Raw genomic sequence first — 20,923 nt, 5'->3', positions numbered from 1 at the left:
TTGCAATTGGCAGAGATGAAAAGGCCGAGGAAGTCCCGGGGAGCGCCTCCAAAGAACGCTGCACGTGCTCATTATGATCGGCTGATGAAACAGGGAATGGGCAATTCCGAAGCATGCCGGATTGTGGGAATTAGCCGTAGTTCGGGCACCCGGTGGCGGCACGGTCACACGGTCGTTCTGAAGTCCGGGGACACCAAGAAGTACGCTCCCATCTCGCATCAGAGGCCGACGGTGATCTCCGCCCGGTTTCTGTCCGAGTCGGAGCGGATCACGATCGCGGACCTGCTGCACGCCCGCCGCAGCATCCGCGCCATTGCCAGGGAGCTCGGGCGCAGCCCATCAACCGTGAGCAGGGAAATTCGACGCAACCTGCACGAACCCTCTGGCAACTACAGGCCGCGGACGGCCCAGCGCAGCGCGGAACGTAGAAGGAGCCGCCAGCGAACCGGGAAGATTGCCGGCAACCCGGAGCTGCAGGGCTTCGTCCGGGAGCACCTCGAACAACGCTGGAGCCCTCGCCAGATCAGCAACCGGCTGCGCGCCGTGTTCCCTGAGCAACCGGAAATGCACGTCGTCCCCGAGACCGTCTATCAGGCCCTGTACGGGCGCGGAGGCTTCGATCTGGCGGTGAATCCAGCAGTCTCACTGCGGACCGGAAGGACCGGTCGCCGGCCACGCCGCCGGAAGGAACACCGGACCAAGCGCTTCCCCGACATGGTCATGATTCGTGACAGGCCCACAGAAGTGACCAGCAGGCTCGTACCAGGGCATTGGGAGGGCGATTTAATAATTGGGAAAGGCAGCCGTTCGGCCATTGCGACACTGGTCGAACGGACCACTCGCTTCCTCATCCTCGTGCATCTTGCAGGCAACCGCGGAGCTGAGAATCTACGCGACCGATTGGCAGAAACGATGAGCGCTCTCCCTGCCCACTTACGTCGTTCTCTGACTTGGGACCAGGGCACTGAAATGGCCTGCCACCAGGACTTCACGCAGCGGACCCTCATACCGGTGTACTTCTGCGATCCCGCCAGCCCCTGGCAACGCGGCTCGAATGAGAACTCTAACGGCCTTCTCCGGCAGTACTTTCCAAAGGGAACGGATCTAGCCGTCCACACACCCGAACACCTAGCAACAGTCGCTGATCAGCTCAATCGACGTCCACGCGAAGTTCTTGGCTGGGTGAGCCCTCTGGAGCACCTGACTAGACTGGCCTCACCACTCACAGATTCATAAACCGTTGCAACGACCGCTGAAATCCGCCGCCCACGAAATGGCTCAGTTTTCGACCATCGCTGACACCAGGCAGAGTTGGGGCGACTCAACCAGGAACTGGATCAACTGGGCAGGACCATAGCGCGGACCCTCGTGGTGAAGGGACCGGAGGGGGTCAACACATTGGGCCCTCAAGTGATCCGGTTCAGGGAAACCGAGGCAGAACTGACTGCATTGTCGGGTCGCGTCGGGGCCTCGTTTCCGTACTCATACGAAGCTCCGAACTCGTAGCTATTCCTTCATCGGACGACATCGGCCGGCTGCGAAGCTGGCGGGCGGTTGCGGGATTCGACCAAGATTGTCGTGGCTTCGCTGTGCTTCAGCCGGCGATTCCGAGTTTGCCGGCCCGCCCGCCCTTGATGCCATGGTCCTTGCCGTAGCGCCACAGGATGGCGTCCATACATGATCCGTCCGAGCGCCTCGTCCTGGAGAACGGTTGAACTGTCGGCAATAGCCTCTTGCTCTGGGCCGGGGATGCCGTCTAGGAACAGGCGGACCGGATTTGCAGCACCTTTGGGCGGCGCGAGATGCCGGACAGACAATCCCAGCCAGCTGCTCGTTTGTCCGGTCTCGTGGCCTTCGAAGTACCAACGGTTGTCTTCGGCCTTGGCCGTCCACGGTGCCGCGGACTCGTCCGCCCCTCCCCAACGGTCGATTTCAAACGCTGTCCGGACTATGCCGTCCGCAATGCCCAGAGCAACCTCGGCCTGTGCTCGACTTCCTGCGCCTATGCGCCAGTTGCCGCGCGTCGCCTCGTAGAGACGTTCCTGCGAGACACCTTCAGCGTATGTCTTACTGATCACGAACATTACAGCCGGACGATCAATTGCGGGCAGCGGTTTCTGTTCGAGATCCTTTGCCAACGCTTGCTGCATTGCTCCCCCTCAGTTGGATGTAGTTGATTCAATACCAAGCGCTACGGCAAAAGGTCGTCGAAAACCTCAAGCACAAGCGGATACAGACGGCCGTTGAGCTCGCGGTACCTGGAATGCAGGTCCATCAGTCTGCCCTTAGTTTCCAGCGAACCAAAGTTGTCGATCGTTGCGACGGGTTCGTGGTCACGAAGCAGGGTCCAGCGTGTGTCTTCCCACGGCTGCAGCCGGTCGCGGGTGGCCGACGACTCCGGGTCCAGAGGCCCACCGGCACCCTCCCCAGTTGACCAGTACTGCCGGTCGCCAAGGGTCAGCTCCAGTATCGACGCCATCAGCCGATAACCGAGCGCCCGGGGTGTGGTTACTGGCGACTTCTCAGGGCGATGGATTCCCTGGGATTCTTCGAGCGCGATTGCAATCGCCCGAGCGCTTCGCATGCCCAATGCCCTGTCCCAAGGGATCTGGAAGTCCCCGCTCGAACCAGCAGTGAAACCCAGTCCGCAGCGTCGTGCCTGATAGTCCGGGCCGCCCGCGTTGGTCATCATCAACGAGTCAGCATGGGCGGCAGAGCCTCCATCACCCGTCAACCCGATGTAAAGACCTGGGTCCCGCCGGCTCAGTTCACTTGCCACGCGCCACGACAGTGCATTGATTTGGCGATATCGAAGTGTCCCGTGTTCTGCGTAGATCATTGTGCTCCCAATTGGACACTGCATGCCCTTGTTCCGTCGTCATTGACATCATTCTTCATGGGAGGACCGCAGTTCTAGTGACCGCCCGGCGGAGCAGTCGCTACGGATTCGCCCGAACCCACAACCGCGAGGGCCTCCCCCGTGTCCCGTCGGACATTTTCCCGGTCCCGGCCAGCTGCGGCTCCATGAACCGCCGGAACGTGTCCCGCATCAGTGAGCGGCCCGCCACCACCTCGTGCAGATCCCGCAGCTCCTTCAGAGTGAACGGCTCCGCCAGCAGCGCGCCAGGATCCGGCGACTCAGCGTAGGCTGCCCGCAGCCACTCCACTGCCTCCGACACCATCTCGGCATGCCCGTACGGCAGCCCGGCGATCGTCTCCGGCTCCCCGCCCACGGAAACCAGCCGGACGCCGTCGGACTTCAACGCGTCGTCCAGCTCTGCCAGCGGCACCACGTCGACGTGCGCGACCGACAGCACCCAGCCCCGGTCGTCCCGTCCCGGGTCGTCGAAGACCTGCAGCTGCCGGGGCACCCGCCCCGAAATCCCCGCCTTCTCCCGCAGGGACCGCAGCACCGCGTCCGCCAGCTTCTCCCGCTCGCGCAGGAAGGTGCCCGGCAGCGCCCATTCGCCGTGGTGGTGCTCCCCGCCGCGGCGCACCAGCAGTACCTGAAGGGTGCCCTCGGCGACGGTCAGAACCGCGGTGTCCACCGCCACGGACGGCCGCGGGTAGTCGAGCAGGGACGAGACGGAGGCATCCTTCGGGGTCTTCACAGAATTATTTATTTCAGTATTGCGCTAAAGATTCAAGCCGTGCATACTTGGGCAATTAGCTCAGATCTGAGCTAAAAATTCTGGAGGTCATCTTGAAGGTTCAACAGCTCCACGTCGGGGCCGCCACCGCGCTGGGTCCGCTCACGATCTTTCCGGTGTGGACCGGCGGTCCCGGTGAGCTCGGCATCAGCACCGGCGCCCACGCCGACGTCGCCGTCACCGAACTGGCCAGCGGCCCGCAGGTTCCCCGGCTCACCGTCACCAACAACGGCCCGCGCCCGGCTCTGCTGCTCGAAGGCGAGCTGCTCGAGGGCGGCCAGCAGCACCGGACCTGCGCACGGGACGTCGTCCTCGGCCCGGGCGAGACCCGCGACATCGACACCTACTGCGTGGAGGCCGGCCGCTGGGAAGGTACGCACAGCCACCGCCGCCAGGCCCGCCGCGCCCCGCTCAACGTCCGGGCCGAACTCGCCACCAGCCCGTCTAACCCGGGCGGCGCCGGCCGGCAGGGCCGCATCTGGAACCGGGTTGCCCGCTTCGACGCCGCCCGTGGCCGGTCGGCCACCAGCTCGCTCCTGGAGCACCTGGACCGGTTCACCGCCGAGCCACGGAAGGACCGCCGGTTCGGTGCCGACGACGCCCCGGCTCCGCTCGAGGGCCAACGCGGCGTAGTGCTCGGGCTCGGCACGCGGCCGCTGCTGCTGGAGGTCTTCGGCACGCACACGCTGTTCCGCCGCCACTACCGCCAACTGGTCGAATCCGCGCTGCTGGACCTGGAGCTCCTGGCGCCACACGTGATGGCGTCCGGCCCGATGCCTGCCCAGCGGGCCCGCGACTTCGCCGCCGCGGTCCAGGCTCTGGAGTTCGGGGCGTTCGACGACGGTCTGCCAGCTCTGGAGGTCCGGAACCACGGTTCCCTGCGCAGCCGCAACATTACCCAGACCACGGGGCAGCTCGCGGTGGCGGGGATCGCCGTCGCCCTCCCCCACCGCAAGCCCGAGCTGGCACACCTGACCGGCTGGAACACCCACCACCCCCTGATGGAGATCGCATGAAACTGAACCCACTGCAGAACGACCGCGCTGCCGGCGTCCTGGTCACGCTGGCCGCCGGCGACGCCCTCGGCGCCGGCTACGAATTCGGCGCACCGCTGCCGGACGGCACCCCGGTGAGCATGAAGGGCGGCGGCCCGTTCGGCTTCGCCCCCGCCGAGTGGACCGACGACACGTCCATGGCCATCGCCCTCGCCGAGGGACTGGTGGACTTCCCGTCCGCGCCCGCTTTCGCTTCGGCGCTGACCGCCGTCGTCCGGGCCTGGACAGGATGGGCCACCGATGCCAAGGACGTGGGAGCGCAGACCAGCTCCGTAATTGCAGCTGCCCGGCGGCTGGCGGCTGCCGCCGGCAGGAGCGAAACCGACGCCGGCGACTTCAGCGCCGCTGCTGCCGAGTTTCACGCCCGCACCGGCCGGAGCGCCGGCAACGGTTCACTGATGCGCACCGCTCCCCTGGCGCTGGCGCACCTGGACCGGAGCCCTGAGGAACTCATGGCCCAGGCCGGGGTGGTGAGCGCCCTGACCCACGCCGATACCGACGCTCAGGAGGCGTGCGGCCTGTGGTGCGTCGCCATCCGGAAGGCTGTGCTCACCGGCGAACTGGACGTCCGGGCTGGCCTTTCGCTGCTGCCGGCCGGGCGGGCATCCGTCTGGCTGGAGCGGATCGAGGTCGCGGAGCGGTCCCGACCTCGGGACTTTGCCCGCAACGGCTGGGTGGTGGAGGCGTTCCAGGGGGCGTGGAGTGCCATCCACTTCACGTCGACCTCCATTGCTGGTCCGGCCCACCTCCGTGCTGCCTTGGAAGAGGCCGTCCGGGGCGGACGCGACACGGACACGGTGGCCGCCATCGCCGGCGGGCTGCTCGGAGCCGCCTACGGCTACTCCGCGGTCCCGTTCGAGTGGCGGCAGCACCTGCACGGCTGGCCAGGGCTGCGCGCCCGCGACCTGATGGCGCTCGGTACGGAGCTGGCTGACGGCGAAGGCCGCTACATGAACAAGTGGCCTCGGGTGGCGTTCAAGGACTACAGCGATTGGGCTCCCACCGATACGGTTGTGCGGCACCCGCATGACGACGGCCTCTGGCTGGGCGGAGTGGGATCCGTCGCCCGCGTGGCGGAGTTGGGCATCGACGCCGTGGTGTCTCTGTGCCGGCTCGGCACTGAGGAAGTCACATCTGTTCCAGTTCATGACCACGCAACTTTCTGGGTAGCTGACTCGGGGAACAACGCCCATCCGGAGTTTGTGCTCCGGGAGGCGACGGCCGCCGTCGAACGCTTCCGGGCGGAGGGCAAGACCGTTCTCCTGCACTGCGTCCAGGCGGCGTCACGAACGCCTACTGTGGCGGCGCTGTACGGTGCTCGGGTGGCAGGGCTTACTCCACTGCGAGCCTTGGAGGACGTGCGGCGGGTCCTGCCTGGAGCGCAGCCGAACCCGTTGTTTATGGAGCTGCTGGGCCGTCCGTAACTTCAGCCGGCAGCGATGCAGCTAATCCTGCATCACAGTTGCGAAATTGTCCGAACCTACTGGTAAGAATGTGACCATGACAACAACTCCTGAACTCAGTCGGGAGCAGCGAGACGCCGCGATGGTGGAGCGCTACTCAAACGGTGAGACCCTCGACGCCATCGGGCAGAGCTTCGGCGTCACCCGCGAGCGCGTCCGTCAGATGACCGACAGGACATGGCTAGACGCTGTCCGTTCAGTTCAGAAGTAGAAGGGATGTCATGGAGCAACTAATTCAGGACCTGTCATGAGTGGCATGATTCCTCCACCCGGCTGGTTCACGGATCCCGAAGCGTTGAGGAAGGCTTATCGGAACGGGGATCCGATCCAGACAGTCGCGGCAGCTTTTGGCGGCAGCATCAATGACATCGCCTACACGATTTCGGACCAGTCAGATTCCGAAGACGACCTCAAGCGTTCAAGATCTATTAGACGGCGAAGCCTTGCCACCACCGGGGTGCTCGCTGGCAACGAAGACATGGTGGAGAGGCTGTTTGCAGCTGACATTTCCAGGGAAGACATTCCGAAGGTTCTGTCAGCCCTCGGCATCGAGGTGGATAATGACATCGCCGTCGAACTGCTGCACATTCCAGGTGTCCCCGGAGGTCAACTTGAAGAACCCCTCCCCCCGAGAAGACTGAGCGACAAACTCAGTCTGCTCTACATCACAGGTAAGTATCACGGAATCGAACCGGACTACGAGCTCGCGCTGGGCAAAATTTCACTGAACGCTGTAACCAAACTCAGGGAGCTTTTGCACCCGGTCCTCCCTTACCGGCGCCTCGCTGAGATCTTGGCAGTCATAGAAACAACGGCACTCGCGATCCGGGCCCGAACGATCACGACACTCGCCTACGCTGATTACGAAGCAACAGTCGAAACGCACTCCCGGCGTCGGGTCACAGCCACAAATGACCCCGATGACCCATGGCCGGTTCCAGCATCCATCCTCCGACGCCGGTATGGTCATGGATTCTGGGAGGAAGCGCTGAGAACAGTGGGTCTGCACCTTGCCTCCGGCGAGGACCGTTTCAGCGAGCTCGATTATTTTGAGGCCCTCGACGGCTATACCGAAGAATGCATCGAATTCGAGTATCCGATGGACATCGACGTCTACGATCGTTGGGTCATTGCCGAAACGGCCATACGTCACGAATGCCCCTCAGCGGCGGAATTGATCCGCCGCTATGGGACCTGGGCTGCAGCCCTCGCATCCGTGCTTCCGCCGCAGTGCACAGAGGAAACTAAACCTGACGAGGGGGAGCCTGGGTACGTTGACTACGATTCCGGCTGGGGAACGCTGGAAGAGCTGGAGGAATGGGAGCAGAACCTGGACAACGACTGGCAGGCCGCCGGGAAACTCATAGGCCAGCTCGTTGAAGCTATGCCCGCCGATTCTTTTCTACATATACGGTACGCCGCCCCCGCAGGTCGACAGCCCGCTCCCTACGCACGTGCGATGACCGGGCCCGAAGGGGTCTACTGCGGAAATCGTCTCGGATGCTGGCCTAACCCCGCACGAATGGCGTCTTAGCAAGCATCGTCTATCCGGTGACGGTTGGTCGGCTCCAAACGAAAATAACGCGAACTGGCACAAGGCGGGCGTGCCTCGCGCTGAGGCCGCTGCCCAAATCCTCAATGGAATACGTTTCGGCCGCGTACCTGTGGAGGCAAGCGAGCTGATGTGGAGCGTTGGGCACGTACCGGATGGTTCCGCCCCCGCCGGCGGCGTAACGCTGGACGCTGCCCTAAGAGGAGTAGTTCAGACCGTGCGAAATGCCAACTGAGTAAACCGCGGAATCAGGATGATAGCTGTGGCCGGGGTGAAGGCCTAGCTGAGAATGTTTCGCGACTGGGCGGCGCTCGATGAGCGCTCGATGAGCGCTCGATTGCCGTCGCATCCGCGAACCCGAAAGGACAATGCATGAGAATAGAGGCACAGTGAGGTGTATTCCGGAAGAACCGGAGTTCGGCGACGGACAGGTGGCCGAGAAGGCAGTATGGGAAGCGCTGCGGAACAGCCTGCCGGATGACTGCGTGCTGGCCCACTCGGTCCAAGTACGGGACGGCATACGCGAGCACGAGATCGACCTGCTCGTGCTGTGGCCCGGCGTCGGCATGGCCGCGATCGAAGTGAAGGGCGGGCTTGTCTCCATCGACAACGGGCAGTGGCACCAGTCCGACCGAAGCGGGAAACACCGCATCCTTAGCCCCATCGCCCAATCCCAGGGATCGCTCCACGCGTTCAAGAGCTGGATTGGCAGGCAGCTTGGTACGCCCGTGACCAGCCGGTTCGCCTATATGGTTGCGCTGCCGTACACCCCCGTGCGGCAGGACTGGGATATGGCTGGCTGCCCGCGGACCCTTGTCCTTGACCAGGCCGACGTCGCGTCGCCGGCGGAGCTGGTACGTGAAGCGATAGAGCGCGAAGGCGGCGGAGCCAACGTGCTGGCTTCGTCCTTCATGGATCGCATCGTCAAGCACCTGAGCGGGAATTTGAATAGGCAGGCCGTTGATTCCCTGAATCCACAGGAAGCCGAGGACGCACAGGATCACCTAACGGAGCGGCAGGCAGTGCTGCTTCAGGCCACGAGGTCACTCAACCGGGTGAGGTTCACCGGCGGTGCCGGCAGCGGGAAGACCTGGCTCGCCGTGGAGAAGGCCCGTCTGCTCAGCAAGCAGGGCAAACGCGTAGGACTCTTCTGCTACAACAAGGGCCTCGGGCAGTACCTACAGGACCGAGTTTCCGGCTGGCGCCAGGCAAAGCCCGTCTTCACCGGCGAGTTCCACGAATATGTACGGGGGCTGGGCGTTCCCGACGGTTCGGGGCAGGAGTATTTCGATGTGGAGATGCCCCGCCTGCTAAAGGAACTGGCAGCAACGATGGAGCATCATAAGCGGCTGGATGCCGTCGTCGTCGATGAGGCACAGGACTTTGCCCCGCTGTGGTGGGATGCGCTGCTCGCCTGTACCAAGAATCCCGACGGCGGCGAGGTGTATGCCTTCATGGATGACCGTCAGGATGTCTACCGCAGGTGGGGCGGGGCGACGACGGACTTCACCTTTGGGCCCACGGCAAGCTTTGTGCCCATCCACATTGATGACAACCTACGCAACACTCGCAAGATCGCCGAAACCTTCAAACCCCTGGCCGGAGAGCATTTCACTCCCCGCGGCAGCACGGGCCTGCCCGTACGCTTCGTGGATTGCGCTTCAGACGAGGCGCTCGACATCGGCGGAGACTGCGTGGATGCGCTCATCACCGAAGGGTGGGCCAACAACCAGATTGCGCTCCTCACCACAAAGGAGCGGCACCCAATCCATCTGGACTTCTTCGAACGTGGCGCCACCGAAGACTACTGGCGCGAGTTCCACGCAGGCGAAGCTGAATTCTACGGCCACGTGCTGGGCTTCAAGGGCCTGGAGCGCTCTGTCGTTGTGCTGTGCGTGAACGGATTCAAGGACATGGAACGCGCAGCGGAGCAGCTGTACGTCGGCCTGTCCCGCGCGAGGAGCCTGCTGGTGGTGGTCGGGGACAGCGCTCTGCTGGAGGAAGCCGGCGGCAGGGAGCTGAAGATGGCGCTCTCGAGGGCGCAGGCGTGGTGGCCTCCTCAGGCGTGACGTCACTGCTGACCGCTGTTTGGGCGAGCACGACGGCGGGCAGTTCAGTTTTTGTCAGACCCGCCCCATAGTCTTCACTCACTGAGTTCCAAACCGTCCAATGGGGGATGAAATGCCAGAACTTGCCGACGACACGTCGCACCTAAGTGCCACGCTCACCCGGGTGCCTGAAGCGGTCCCTACCGCGTCTGTTCCTGCCGAGTACGACTATGCCTTCCTTTACACCTGGCAGCAGGAGGCGCTGAAGGCCTGGCATTCCAATGCACGTCGCGGGGTCATCGAGGCCGTAACCGGTGCCGGTAAGACGCGCGTTGGCATCGCTGCGGCATTCGAGGCAGTCCGGCAGGGAATCAAGGTCCTCATCCTAGTGCCGACCGCCGAACTCCAAATCCAGTGGCTGTCCTCGCTCCAGCGTGACCTGCCGAAGGCCCGGCGCGGCGCGCTCGGCAACGGCCGCACAGACTCACTGGACAACGTCGACATCCTCGTTGCGATCGTTCACTCGGCCTCCAACCGCGAGACCCTGCGCAGCCACAAGGCTGGCCTCATCATCGCCGACGAGTGCCACCGTTATGCAGCGCCGATGTTCACGGGCGCTCTCCAGGAAGGGTATGCCTGGCGCCTTGGGCTCACGGCCACCTACGAGCGGTCCGACGGTGAGCACGAGAACCTCCTTACTCCGTACTTCGGCGGGGTGGTCTACAAGCTCTGGTATGACCGAGCACTGCAGGACGAGGTCATTGCGCCGTTCGACATTGCGCTCGTCGGGGTGGACCTGACGGCTTCAGAGCAGGTCAGCTACGACGAGTTCTCCGACACGATGGCGGAGACGGCCCGCCATTTGGAGTCCTATGCCGGAATTCCGCGACGGCCTTTCCACCAGTTCATCGCCGCCGTCGCTGCGCTGGCAGCCTCCGAGTCCCCGAGCAGGGAAGCGACCCTCGCCCGGAGGTACATGCGCGCCATGTCATCCCGGCTCACGCTGCTGGCAGAGGCGCGGACGAAGTACCTTGCCTTGGCCGCGCTGAAGGAGACCGTGGACCAGTCCCGCGGCACGCTGGTCTTCACCCAGACCCAGGAGTCCGCGCGCCGGGCCGAGCAGGTCTACACGGCTCTGGGCTCCAGGGCCTCCGCGCTGTACAGCGGCATGGCCAAGGACGACCGGAAACAGGGCATGGAGGACTTCCGCAGCGGCGGCTCCCAGATCCTCGCTGCCCCCCGGCTGCTCGACGAAGGCATCGACGTGCCGGAAGCGGACCTCGGCGTCATCGTGGCGGCCAACCGCAGCCAGCGGCAGATGGTCCAGCGGCTGGGACGTGTCATCCGCAAGAAGACGGACGGGCGGGTGGGCCGGCTTGTTGTTCTCTACTCCAAGGGGACTGTGGAGGATCCGGACGTGCAGGGCGAGGAGTTCCTCGGCAAAGTGTTGCCTTTTGCTCGCGAGGTCGATTTCTTCGACATGAAGACCGACCTCAGCCGGTTGCAGGAATTCCTCCGGCAACGGGAGCCGGTGGAGCCGCCGGTCCCTGGACCCAAGCCGGCACCACCCGGGCGTACAGATGACCACCAGGTCCCGGCCGGGGAAGATACCTCGGATGAGCAGGAGATCGAGCCCGGCGAGGATGCCTTGGATGACGTCGGGTTGGAGGACCTCCTGCCGCCGCCCGGCTACGACGATGAGGATGAAGCCGCGCCGACTTCCTTCGATCTTGAAGATCCGGAGTGGCCGGAGGAACTCGCCGGCATAGAAGGCTTCAGTGATGACGCCGTGTCCGATTACCTCAGGCGTGCCGGACGGGCAGCCCTTCTGACAGCCGAGCAGGAAGTGGAGCTGGCGCAGGAGATCGAAGCAGGGCTCTTCGCCACGCACCTCTTGGAAGACGGCACTCCTCGCGGACGCAGGGAATCACGCGAACTGCGCGCAATTGGGCTGCTCGGTCAACGGGCTGCCGACGCCCTGCTCGAAGCAAACCTGCGGCTCGTGGTGTCTATCGCCAAGCGGTACGTGAATCACGGTCTGGACTTCTTGGACCTCATCCAGGAAGGAAACCTCGGCCTCCACCGTGCAGTCTGCAAATTCGACTACACAAAGGGTTTCAAGTTTTCGACCTATGCAACATGGTGGATCCGTCAGGCAGTCACTCGCGCTTTGGCTGATCAGGGGCGCCTTATTCGGCTTCCCGTCCACATGGTGGAGCAGATTCAGAAGGTCCTGTCTTTGCAGCGTGGCGCGGCTCTGGAAGGCCTCTCCTGCACCAGCGCGGATATCGCTGAGCGCGCTGGTACCACCGCTTCGAAAGTCGAGTATCTCCTGAACCTGGACAGGTTGGTGTATTCGCTGGACTTCTTGGTTCCCAACGGCAGGGGCGGACTGGAGCCGGCTGGAGAACAACTGATCGATCCTTCGGACATGGATGTCATTGAACGGATAGCGGCGGCTGAGCTCACTGCACAGATCCACACCATCCTCGACACGTTCACCGAGCGGGAGGCCGGCGTGCTCGCCATGCGATTCGGTCTCACGGATGGCGAGCATAAAACACTGGACGAAATCGGGAAGATCTATGGAGTCACCCGGGAGCGTATCCGCCAAATCGAGAAGAAGACGATGGACCTGCTCAAGGATCCGGCCGTCTCGGGGCCGCTGCGCGAGTTCCACTTTGATTGCGAGCCGGCGCCAGCCGCCCGGCAGGCGGATTCATCAGAGCCTGTCACCACCTCGGTACAGCCCACCGAGGACATCGGTCGGAACAACGGGGATGGGACGCAATGACAATCCTGTCAGTGCAGGTTGCTATGTTGTGTGAAACGTCAGGATGAGGGAACGAAATGACCTGCAGTAACTTCTCTTCGGTAAGCGACGCCTTGGCTGAGCTCGCCGGAATTATCGGCCATGCACAGGCCACGGATCCTCTGGCGCCTGTCACCGTGTTGGTCCCGTCCCATGCTTCCGGTCTGGACGTAACCAGGTACCTCGGCCGGACGCTGAACTCAGGCGCAGGAAGTGCGGGCGTCAGAGCGTTCACCTTGAAGGACCTGGCAACTGAACTCATCGCCGACGACGCAGCCCTAAATGGAAAGCGCCCGCTCCTGCCGGTCCTCAGACTGGGCGCCGTCAGCAAAGTCTTGAACGATGCTCCGGGTCTCTTCAAGGATGTTGCCGACCGGCCCGCCACGGCCAGCGCCATAGCTAAGACAGCCGAGCTGCTGGACGCCGCACCGGACCCATCCGATCCCGCGCTTCCCGGCCTCACGCATGAAGTGCTTCGGATTCACGGGACTGCCAAGAAGGCCTTGGCCTCCCAGTGGTACACCGACCATGATGCCTTCATCCTCGCGGGCCAGAAACTTGGAACCACACTAATGAAGCGGCGGCTTGGGACCGTCATTGGCTTCATGCTCGGAACCGAGCCCAGCCCCTCCGAATCTTCCTTCCGGCAGAGCCTCGAAGAGGCCGGCATGCAAACCATCGCTGCGTCCGGTGCCGTGGGCGACAGCACAACCCTGATGACAGCCTCGGATGCGGATGACGAAGTCCGCGCCGTCGTCCGGCTTGTCGTCGAAAGACTGGCAGCGGGCACTCCTGGCCACCGCATCGGCATATTCCACTCAGCCTCCCGGCCCTACGCCGCTTTGCTGTCCCAGCGGCTCAGCGAGTCGGGAGTAACTTTCGTCGGTCCGGCGGCCCATCGGCTCACCGACTCGCCGCTCGCCCGCGGCCTTCTTCAATTACTGAAACTCGATCCTCAGCAACCTGACACGCGCGCAATCCTGAACATCCACGCCGAGGGAACGTTCGCGTGGCAGGAACAGAAACTGCCCAGCAGCGCCGTCTGCGAAAAGCTGCACGCCAGTCCACCCGCGGAAGACGAGACCGGAGAGAAGATCTCGGATAGCCGAGCCCGTCAACTTGAGCAGTTCGGAATATTCCAATCCTTTGTCGCGGCACTCGCAGCCCGGCTTGAGCAGATCCACACTAGCGAAACCTGGAGCGACGCGTCAGCTCGGATGGTCTCGCTTCTTGAAGATTTCATGGGCCCGCGAACAGCAACAGAACGGCCGGAGAAGACGGCTGCCCGTGACGCCTTGAACCAGGCCGCTTTTGACCTCCGACACCTGGACCTCGTCGGCCCGCAGCCTCGCCCATCGCTTGTGCAGAGTGCAATAGAGGAGGCGATAGCTTCGAAGGGTGGCTGGACCGGGAAGAGTGGAACCGGCGTCGTCATCGGCAGCTACGCCGACGCCGTTGCCAGGGATCTGGACGTTCTGTTCCTTGTCGGAGCGGCCGAAGGGCTGGCGCCGGCTAGAATCCGGGAGAACCCGCTCCTTCCGGACACCGTCAGGGCAACGATGGCCTGTGGTCTCCCCACTGTGGAGCAGCGGGCGGAAGCCAGCAAGGAACAGTTCTTTGCCGCGCTGGCCGCGGGATCGGAGCGTATCGTCACAAGCCCCCGGGGGGACCTACGTGGATCCGGAAGTTACCAGATTTCCCGATGGCTGAGCGCCCGTCCCGACAAGGAACTGCAGTCCTTCGCCCACGGCATAGAGAACGGTTCCCCTACCAAGGCCGGGCTTCCCGCAACGGCCCAGGAGTGGCGGCTGCGACGCATCCTCACCGCCGAGGAGCGTACGGCGGCGCTTCGGGATGATACGGCGCTGCAGCAGGCACTGACTGTTACCCGGGACCGGCGCGACGGCATTTTCTCCAGATTCAACGGCAATCTCGGAGCGCATGCGGGAACCATCGTTGAAGCGGAAAAGGCGTTGTCGCCGACTCGCCTCGAGGACTGGGTGACCAGTCCGCTCAGCTACTTCCTGAAGCACGTCCTGAAGGTGAACATCCTGGAAGACGTCACCTTGGAGGTTCAGATTTCGCCTCAGCAGCGGGGCATTCTCGTTCACCAAGTGCTGGAAGACTACGTCCGCAGCATCACCAAAGACGGCCTTTCCCCTTCGTCGGACCGCCTCATGGAGCTGGCAGATGCCGCCTTGGAGGAATTCGCCAACCCTGCGTGGCTCAGTCACGTCTGGGAGCGGAATCAGGCCATGATCCGCCAAGACCTGCAGCGGGTAGCAGCTGAGGACCACCGCAGTCTCACCGAGGGCTGGAGCTACCTCGCCGAGGAGGCAAGCTTCGGGCCGGAGGACACCGATAGCCACCCGCCCGTCGAACTGACCCTCAACGACGGCACCGTGATCCGGTTCCGGGGAAAGGTGGACCGGATCGACCGGAATGCCGACGGCACCGTCAAGGTCATTGATTACAAGACCGGCAAGGCCGACAAGTACGCACCACTCAAAAACCATCCCACCGCGGACGGCACCCGGTACCAGCTTCCGGTTTACGGCCTGTTCGCGCGGACGCTGGCAGATCCTCAGTCACCTGTCGCCGCCGAGTACTGGTTCATCTCCAAGGCGGGCAACTTCGCGAAGATCGGCTACACCCTGACTGACGACGTCTTGGAGCAGCTTCGTGAAGACGCAGGCCTCATCATGTCGGCGCTGCGGAACGGCGTATTCCCCCCGCGGCCCGAGTCTGACCGCTACATCAACTTCACCACCATGATGGGGGCCCAGGAGCTTGGCCAGCAGTGGCTAAAGCTTCAAAACGCCCACGAACTGCAGCCGTATGCCAAGCTCCTGAAGGCGGAGAAATGAAATCCCTAGTCATGGAACTCACCGACCAGACCGACCGCACGCTGATCGAGCAGGAGCTCGGAGCCAACATCTTCGTAGAAGCAGGCGCAGGCAGTGGCAAGACGCATGAACTTGTCGAGCGCATCTGCGCTATGGTCGACGCCGGCGTCGAACTCAAAAGCGTCGCCGCCATCACTTTCACGGAAAAGGCAGCAGGTGAGCTCCGGGAACGAGTCCGCCGGAAGCTGTCCGACCCAGCCCCTACCGAGCTGCGCCTTAGGGCGCTGAATCAGTTGGACACCGCTCCCATCGGCACCATCCACTCATTCGCGGCGCGGATCATCAGCGAACATCCCATCGAAGCCGGGGTACCACCCCTAATCACCGTGGTGGACGAGCTGCGGTCCCAGATCGCCTTCACGCGCCGGTGGGAAGCGGCCCGGCAAAAGCTCTTCACGGACACGTCCATCGACGACGCCCTCCGCATCATCCTCGCCGTCGGCGTTTCCTTGGACCACCTGCAGAATGTGGCCGCAGACTTGGACGCGAACTGGGACCGGCTGGAAAGCCACCCTCCGCGGAAGCGGCACATCCCGGCTGTGGACCTTGGTCCGATCCTGCGTCAGACTGCCGAGGTCCTCGCACACGCTGATCATTGCACCGATCCGGCCGACAAGTTGTTCACCGCTTTCGAGCACATCAGGAGCTGGCATGGCCGGCTGGCCGAGGCCGAGACCGGGGAACTCGGCCTGGTGCTCGAGCTCCTGCATTCTGTTCCGCAGAAGGGATTCGGCGGCGGACAAAAAGGCAACTGGGCCGTTAACGTGGCCGACGTGCGAACCTCCTGCAAGGACCTGGCCGACCAAGCTACCGCCCTGCGCAACAGCTTTGTCGAACCCGCCGTCGAAACGGTCACGGCCGCAATGGCTGAGGTACTCGTGCAGGCCGCACGCGAACGCCAGCACAGCGGTGAGCTGGAGTATCACGATCTCCTCATCCACGCCCGAGACCTGCTGGTCGGCGAAGACAAGCAGGCCGTGCATACGGCGCTCCACAATCGCTACCGCTGCATCATGCTGGACGAGTTCCAGGACACGGATCCCATCCAGGCGGAACTTGCCACCCGGATCTCGGCCGACGACGTCTGCGGACCCGACGGGTGGGAGCAGCTACGCATCCCTCCAGGCCGGCTGTTCACGGTGGGCGACCCGAAGCAATCCATCTACCGTTTCCGCAGGGCCGACATCGCCACTTACTTGGCGGCCCAGGAGCGCTTCTCCGACGACCAAAGCTCGGCAATCGCTTCGCTCCAGACCAACTTCCGGTCGTCCGGACGCCTCCTCGAATGGATCAACGCGACATTCGGGCAGCTCATCAAGCCGAGCGGCACGATTCAGCCTGAGTACCACCCGCTGACGCCCGATCCGCAGCGGCCCGAATGGAGCGAAGAAAACGGTCCGGCTGTCTCCGTCATCGGGCGCGCAGGTGCCCAGCCCGGCGAATCGGGGAAGGTCTCCGCTGACGACATGCGCCGGCAGGAGGCAGCCGACGTTGCTGCTGCGATCAGAATCGCGACCGGCACCGCAGGGCTTCCGGCATGGCAGAAGCAAAGCAAACGGTCCGGCGGTTTCACGTGTTCACCGGTACAGCTGAAGGACATTTGCGTCCTGATCCCCACCCGCACGTCCCTTGCCGCCCTCGAAGACGCGTTTGATGACGCCGGCATCGAGTACCGGGCCGAAGCATCGTCTCTGGTCTACTCAACCCAAGAGGTCACCGACCTGCTGCTCGCGTTGCGGGCAATTTCAAACACGGCGGACGAAGCAGCACTCGTGCTGACCCTTCGTTCGGCGATGTTCGGCTGCGGCGATGATGAACTGTTCGAGTGGAAGAAAGCCGCAGGCCGCTGGAACCTCTTCTCCCCCACGCCGGATGCGGTCAAAGACGCCACCATAGCGCGCTCCCTTCAGTACCTGGCCGCACTGTGCCGGGACATCGAAGTACTGACGCCCGCTGAGATCATGGAGCGTCTAGTTACCGACAGGCGCATGCTGGAGGCAGCAATTGACGCCCCCCGTTACCGCGACGTCTGGCGCAGGCTTCGCTTCGTGATTGACCAGGCCAGGGCCTGGACGGAGGCCACACATGGCGGACTGCGCGACTACCTGGTGTGGGCTGGCGTGCAGCAGGAGGACAACTCGCGGGTCAAGGAAGCTGTGGTGCCGGAAACCGACGTCCAGGCCGTACGGATCATGACCATCCACGCCTCCAAGGGCCTGGAATTCCCCATGGTGATTCTGGCCGGGACCGGATCCGGTCCCAACAATCAGAAGTCCGCAGCCCTCTGGGATCAAAAGTCGCAACTGCAAGTGCACTTCATCGGCGATATCCGCTCGGCCGGTTACGGTAGCGCGGAGGGCGTGGAAAAGCTGTTTGATGACGCCGAGCGACGTCGTCTCCTCTACGTTGCCTGTACCCGCGCAGAGAGCCACCTCGTCGTCTCCCACTACGTGAACGCCAAGAATAGTCTGGGCCAGTTCCTCAAGGACTCCGACGACGCAGCCTCAGCGCCGGACCTGCATATCCCGGAGGACATGCCAGCGCAGGCCCGAACGCCGCACGAGGCTCGGCCAGTCGAACCCTTCGATGCATGGCAGCAATGCCGCGAGACGTGGCAAAGGTCCTCGGCGATAGAGTCCTCCACGTCAGTCACGGCGATGGCGAAGGGTGCTGGGAACGGACAGAAGGGTCTGGCAACCGATGAGGCACTCCGGTTTGTGGCCACGGAAGACGACGCTCAGCTACCGTCATTCGTGGAGCCAGGAGGGGACCACGGCACGGTTTTCGGCACCGCGCTCCACCGGCTGCTCGAACTGACCGACCTGCGGGAGGCTGAGAACTTTGAGGTGCTGGCAGAAAGGGTGGCCAGCGCATCCGGTCTCAATGATCCTGCCGGCCTCGCCGAGCGCGCCCGCTCTGCCCTGAGGAGCGCACTGGTTCAGAGGGCCGCGGACCGGGAGCACTGGCTCGAGCTTCCCGTGGTCACATCCTTTGATGGCGTGACAGTGGAAGGCGTAATCGACCTGATGTATCGCGAAGACGACGGAAGCCTGGTCATTGCCGACTTCAAGACAGACATCAGCGTCCAGCAGGAGACATTGGCAGCATACTGGCGCCAGTTGTCGACCTACGCACAGATGGTGCAGCGTATTACCGGGCAGACGGTGGGCGAGCTGGTCTTGATCTTCTGCAGGCCGGGACAACCTGAGCTCTTTCGACGACGCAATGGGGAGCAGAACTAACGGCCCGGGCGGCACTCCGGCCTACTGATAAACATGGAGTGCCGCACCGTAGCCCAACGGCAGCCCGTGGCCGTTTAGCCAGGACACCATCACTTCCGAAGCCCCCGCCAGACTCAGGTTCTGTGATGCCGAGACCCCTCCGAAGGGCGTGTTGCCGGCCTCATCTGCGGCGGCGCCCAGCCCTACGCGCCAGTTGCGTGCGACACCGCGGCAGATCTGGGCGACCTCCACCTGGAATCCGCTGCCGGTGTTCATGGCCTGGGCATAGCGCCCGATCGGTTGTGAGCTCGAGCCCTTCGTCTGCACGACCAGCCAATCGCCATCGCGGCACATGCCCTGGATGAGTGCGACCAGATGGGCCGCTGACTCTACGTCCTGCCAACCTATGTGCTGCTGATTCACCCGAGCTTTCCACTCCAGCGCTTCTTCTGGCTGAAGCTCCAGCATTAGCTCCAGCGAGGTTTCGGGATGTGCGATCGTATCCAGCATGTCGGTGCCTTTCATCTCTAACCGATCCCCTCATTGTCAGAGGCCCCACTGACATTTCTTCCGCCCGTGCGATACCCCCTGAATGTCAGCCCACATTGATAGCCTGCCGGTGTGGATGGAGAAGGGCCTGTGGGCCCGGAAAGGAAGGCTCCCGGTGGCTAATTACGACAACAATCCTGAGGTGGGTGCAGCGAAAGCAATTGCAATCAGCGCACATAGTCAGCAAGTCGACAAAAACGGTGATCCCTACATCGAGCATCCCCACAGGGTGGCAAACAGGCTCGACGACCCGAAGCATGTTGCGGCGGCATGGCTGCACGACGTTATCGAGGACTGTCCCATAACAGCCGGGATCTTTAAGGCCGCCGGCATCAGCTACGAGGTGATTTCCGCCGTCGTCCTGCTTACGCGCACCCTCGAGAACGAGGGCGACAAGTATTACGAGGACATTCGCGAGAATCCCATTGCCCTAGCGGTGAAACTGGCCGACATCGCAGACAACACCGACCCGACGCGGACGGCACGCCTGGAACTCAAAGACCGGGCGCGGCTTGCCGACAAGTACAAGACCGCCCTTCAGCTGCTCGGCCAGTAATAGCCTGGCCGGCATTCTTCGTTGCCGGCGTGCCGATTCAGCGTCGGACCCACTCCAGCACGACGAATCCGCCGTCGGTGCCGGTAGGGTGGGCGCATGGCAGCACATGGGGGAAATCGTCGGTCTCGGGCTATGGCGCTTTTGCTGGTTTCGGCCAGTTGCGGAATCGCACTAAGTGCCTGCGAGTACCAGGACGCAAGCCCGGCTCCGACTGACCCTTCATCCGTAGTCTCCCCTCCCGTGCCAATGGCCGACCCGTCAGCCATAATCTCCCGGTCAGCGCCCCCTCCCGTACCAACGGAAGACCCTGCTCATGCCCGAGTCCGGGTAAGAAACCAGGCCCAGCTGGACAAGCGCCTGGGCCTCCCGCCTGACGGTCTTATCTTGGGCGGATCAGGCGGACTGGGCGATGGCGGACTCGGGGCGTCGGCGACTGAAATACCGAAGGGAAGCTACATCATCACCGCTGAATGCGTGGGAATTCTCAAAGCATCGCTCACACTCTCGCAGTCCGACTTGCGACGAGGAACAACACATGAAGTGGCTCTGGACTGCGGAACTACAGCGCGCGCGAAGCTGGACCTTGAAGCAGGACCGGTTTCCGTCCGCATCACTCATGTGACCACCGACCCGGGCCGCACAGCCCTCGCCGGATTCTGGATGGTCCCAGCGGCGTAGCGGGAAACGCCCGCCGCCCGTCACCACCAGCGGTGCCGGCACTCCGGGTTCTGGCACGCCCACTTCGGTACCCCGGATTCAACCTTGCCGGTGGCGGGATAGATCCGTACTTCCTCAGTCACGCAGCAGCCCGCAAACTCCGTCTTCGGGTTCGCGGCCATGGCCTCCGCCATCATCATGCCGTACGCGATCCGCCACGCTTCCAGGCCGCAAACGGGGCATCTGCGGACAGCTTCCCGCTTCTTAGCCGGGTTCACATCGTTGGTCATAGATGCAATGTATCCAGGGCTACCGACGTCTGCAGCAGTTACAAAAAACGCTTAGCACCTAAGCAAGTTTTGTAACTGCTTGATCCTGGACGCTGGCGAAGCCCAACCCCGTGGCAAATCCTGGACCTCGGGTGAGATTTGTACGAGCGTTCGCGAATAAATTC

At 63.3% G+C, this 20,923-nt stretch carries 14 protein-coding genes and 2 pseudogenes; 11 read left to right on the top strand and 5 right to left on the bottom strand.

Annotated elements, in window-relative coordinates:
• The first annotated feature begins 96 nt into the window (after positions 1–96).
• Positions 97–1,236, top strand: a complete 1,140-nt coding sequence (locus tag ACHMXB_RS01225) for an IS30 family transposase (RefSeq protein WP_395405055.1) — start codon at positions 97–99, stop codon at positions 1,234–1,236.
• A gap of 278 nt (positions 1,237–1,514) precedes the next feature.
• Here the strand turns inward: ACHMXB_RS01225 and ACHMXB_RS01220 are convergent, their stop codons facing one another.
• The 3 genes from ACHMXB_RS01220 to ACHMXB_RS01210 form a co-directional block, all read right to left on the bottom strand.
• Complete coding sequence (locus ACHMXB_RS01220; protein ID WP_395402065.1) at positions 1,515–2,150, bottom strand: hypothetical protein; 636 nt, start codon at positions 2,148–2,150, stop codon at positions 1,515–1,517.
• A gap of 41 nt (positions 2,151–2,191) precedes the next feature.
• On the bottom strand, positions 2,192–2,839 hold the full coding sequence (locus ACHMXB_RS01215) for a hypothetical protein (RefSeq protein WP_395402063.1): 648 nt from the start codon (positions 2,837–2,839) through the stop codon (positions 2,192–2,194).
• Between the two features lie 100 nt (positions 2,840–2,939).
• Entirely contained in the window at positions 2,940–3,611 is a 672-nt protein-coding gene (locus ACHMXB_RS01210) for an NUDIX hydrolase (protein WP_395402061.1), read from the bottom strand.
• A gap of 92 nt (positions 3,612–3,703) precedes the next feature.
• On the opposite strand from ACHMXB_RS01210, the gene ACHMXB_RS01205 reads away from it, so the two are divergent.
• From ACHMXB_RS01205 to ACHMXB_RS01165, 9 genes and pseudogenes are all read left to right on the top strand, one after another.
• On the top strand, positions 3,704–4,666 hold the full coding sequence (locus ACHMXB_RS01205; RefSeq protein ID WP_395402059.1) for an ARPP-1 family domain-containing protein: 963 nt from the start codon (positions 3,704–3,706) through the stop codon (positions 4,664–4,666).
• Positions 4,663–6,129 (top strand): ADP-ribosylglycohydrolase family protein, encoded by a 1,467-nt coding sequence (locus ACHMXB_RS01200; protein ID WP_395402057.1) that lies wholly within the window; start codon positions 4,663–4,665, stop codon positions 6,127–6,129. The genes ACHMXB_RS01205 and ACHMXB_RS01200 overlap by 4 nt, the downstream gene beginning before the upstream one ends.
• 76 nt (positions 6,130–6,205) lie before the next feature.
• Positions 6,206–6,379: a sigma factor-like helix-turn-helix DNA-binding protein gene (locus ACHMXB_RS01195; RefSeq protein ID WP_395402055.1), complete on the top strand. Its 174-nt coding sequence runs from the start codon at positions 6,206–6,208 to the stop codon at positions 6,377–6,379.
• A gap of 36 nt (positions 6,380–6,415) precedes the next feature.
• Complete coding sequence (locus ACHMXB_RS01190; RefSeq protein WP_395402053.1) at positions 6,416–7,702, top strand: hypothetical protein; 1,287 nt, start codon at positions 6,416–6,418, stop codon at positions 7,700–7,702.
• 407 nt (positions 7,703–8,109) lie between these two features.
• On the top strand, positions 8,110–9,789 hold the full coding sequence (locus tag ACHMXB_RS01185; protein WP_395402051.1) for an NERD domain-containing protein: 1,680 nt from the start codon (positions 8,110–8,112) through the stop codon (positions 9,787–9,789).
• 100 nt (positions 9,790–9,889) lie between these two features.
• Positions 9,890–11,605, top strand: a pseudogene (locus ACHMXB_RS01180) (DEAD/DEAH box helicase); the annotation flags it as partial.
• 144 nt (positions 11,606–11,749) lie between these two features.
• Positions 11,750–12,445: pseudogene (locus ACHMXB_RS01175) on the top strand (sigma-70 family RNA polymerase sigma factor); the annotation flags it as partial.
• A gap of 173 nt (positions 12,446–12,618) precedes the next feature.
• Positions 12,619–15,447 carry a PD-(D/E)XK nuclease family protein gene (locus tag ACHMXB_RS01170; protein ID WP_395402049.1) on the top strand — a complete coding sequence of 943 codons (2,829 nt, stop codon included), beginning with the start codon at positions 12,619–12,621 and terminating at the stop codon, positions 15,445–15,447.
• The gene (locus ACHMXB_RS01165; RefSeq protein WP_395402047.1) at positions 15,444–18,728 is read left to right on the top strand and encodes a UvrD-helicase domain-containing protein; all 3,285 of its coding nucleotides are present in this window, start codon (positions 15,444–15,446) and stop codon (positions 18,726–18,728) included. The genes ACHMXB_RS01170 and ACHMXB_RS01165 overlap by 4 nt, the downstream gene beginning before the upstream one ends.
• A gap of 21 nt (positions 18,729–18,749) precedes the next feature.
• On the opposite strand, the gene ACHMXB_RS01160 is transcribed toward ACHMXB_RS01165, so the two are convergent.
• Positions 18,750–19,232 carry a hypothetical protein gene (locus ACHMXB_RS01160; protein WP_395402045.1) on the bottom strand — a complete coding sequence of 161 codons (483 nt, stop codon included), beginning with the start codon at positions 19,230–19,232 and terminating at the stop codon, positions 18,750–18,752.
• Positions 19,233–19,371: 139 nt separating this feature from the next.
• Between ACHMXB_RS01160 and ACHMXB_RS01155 the strand changes: the two genes are divergently transcribed.
• Entirely contained in the window at positions 19,372–19,812 is a 441-nt protein-coding gene (locus tag ACHMXB_RS01155; protein ID WP_395402043.1) for a phosphohydrolase, read from the top strand.
• Positions 19,813–20,510: 698 nt separating this feature from the next.
• Here the strand turns inward: ACHMXB_RS01155 and ACHMXB_RS01150 are convergent.
• Positions 20,511–20,759, bottom strand: a complete 249-nt coding sequence (locus tag ACHMXB_RS01150) for a hypothetical protein (protein ID WP_395402041.1) — start codon at positions 20,757–20,759, stop codon at positions 20,511–20,513.
• Positions 20,760–20,923: the final 164 nt, after the last annotated feature.

Origin of the sequence: Arthrobacter sp. UC242_113, assembly GCF_044054585.1 — a bacterium.
Lineage (GTDB): Bacteria > Actinomycetota > Actinomycetes > Actinomycetales > Micrococcaceae > Arthrobacter.
The sequence above is the reverse complement of the archived record's forward strand: the minus strand, read 5'-3'. Positions and strand labels throughout refer to the sequence as shown.

Excerpts from the sequence above, each read along its gene's own strand:
- ACHMXB_RS01225 (WP_395405055.1), top strand. The coding sequence starts at position 97 with ATGGGCAATTCCGAAGCATGCCGGATTGTGGGAATTAGCCGTAGTTCG.
- ACHMXB_RS01220 (WP_395402065.1), bottom strand. The coding sequence starts at position 2,150 with ATGCAGCAAGCGTTGGCAAAGGATCTCGAACAGAAACCGCTGCCCGCA.
- ACHMXB_RS01215 (WP_395402063.1), bottom strand. The coding sequence starts at position 2,839 with ATGATCTACGCAGAACACGGGACACTTCGATATCGCCAAATCAATGCA.
- ACHMXB_RS01200 (WP_395402057.1), top strand. The coding sequence starts at position 4,663 with ATGAAACTGAACCCACTGCAGAACGACCGCGCTGCCGGCGTCCTGGTC.
- ACHMXB_RS01195 (WP_395402055.1), top strand. The coding sequence starts at position 6,206 with ATGACAACAACTCCTGAACTCAGTCGGGAGCAGCGAGACGCCGCGATG.
- ACHMXB_RS01190 (WP_395402053.1), top strand. The coding sequence starts at position 6,416 with ATGAGTGGCATGATTCCTCCACCCGGCTGGTTCACGGATCCCGAAGCG.
- ACHMXB_RS01170 (WP_395402049.1), top strand. The coding sequence starts at position 12,619 with ATGACCTGCAGTAACTTCTCTTCGGTAAGCGACGCCTTGGCTGAGCTC.
- ACHMXB_RS01165 (WP_395402047.1), top strand. The coding sequence starts at position 15,444 with ATGAAATCCCTAGTCATGGAACTCACCGACCAGACCGACCGCACGCTG.
- ACHMXB_RS01160 (WP_395402045.1), bottom strand. The coding sequence starts at position 19,232 with ATGAAAGGCACCGACATGCTGGATACGATCGCACATCCCGAAACCTCG.
- ACHMXB_RS01150 (WP_395402041.1), bottom strand. The coding sequence starts at position 20,759 with ATGACCAACGATGTGAACCCGGCTAAGAAGCGGGAAGCTGTCCGCAGA.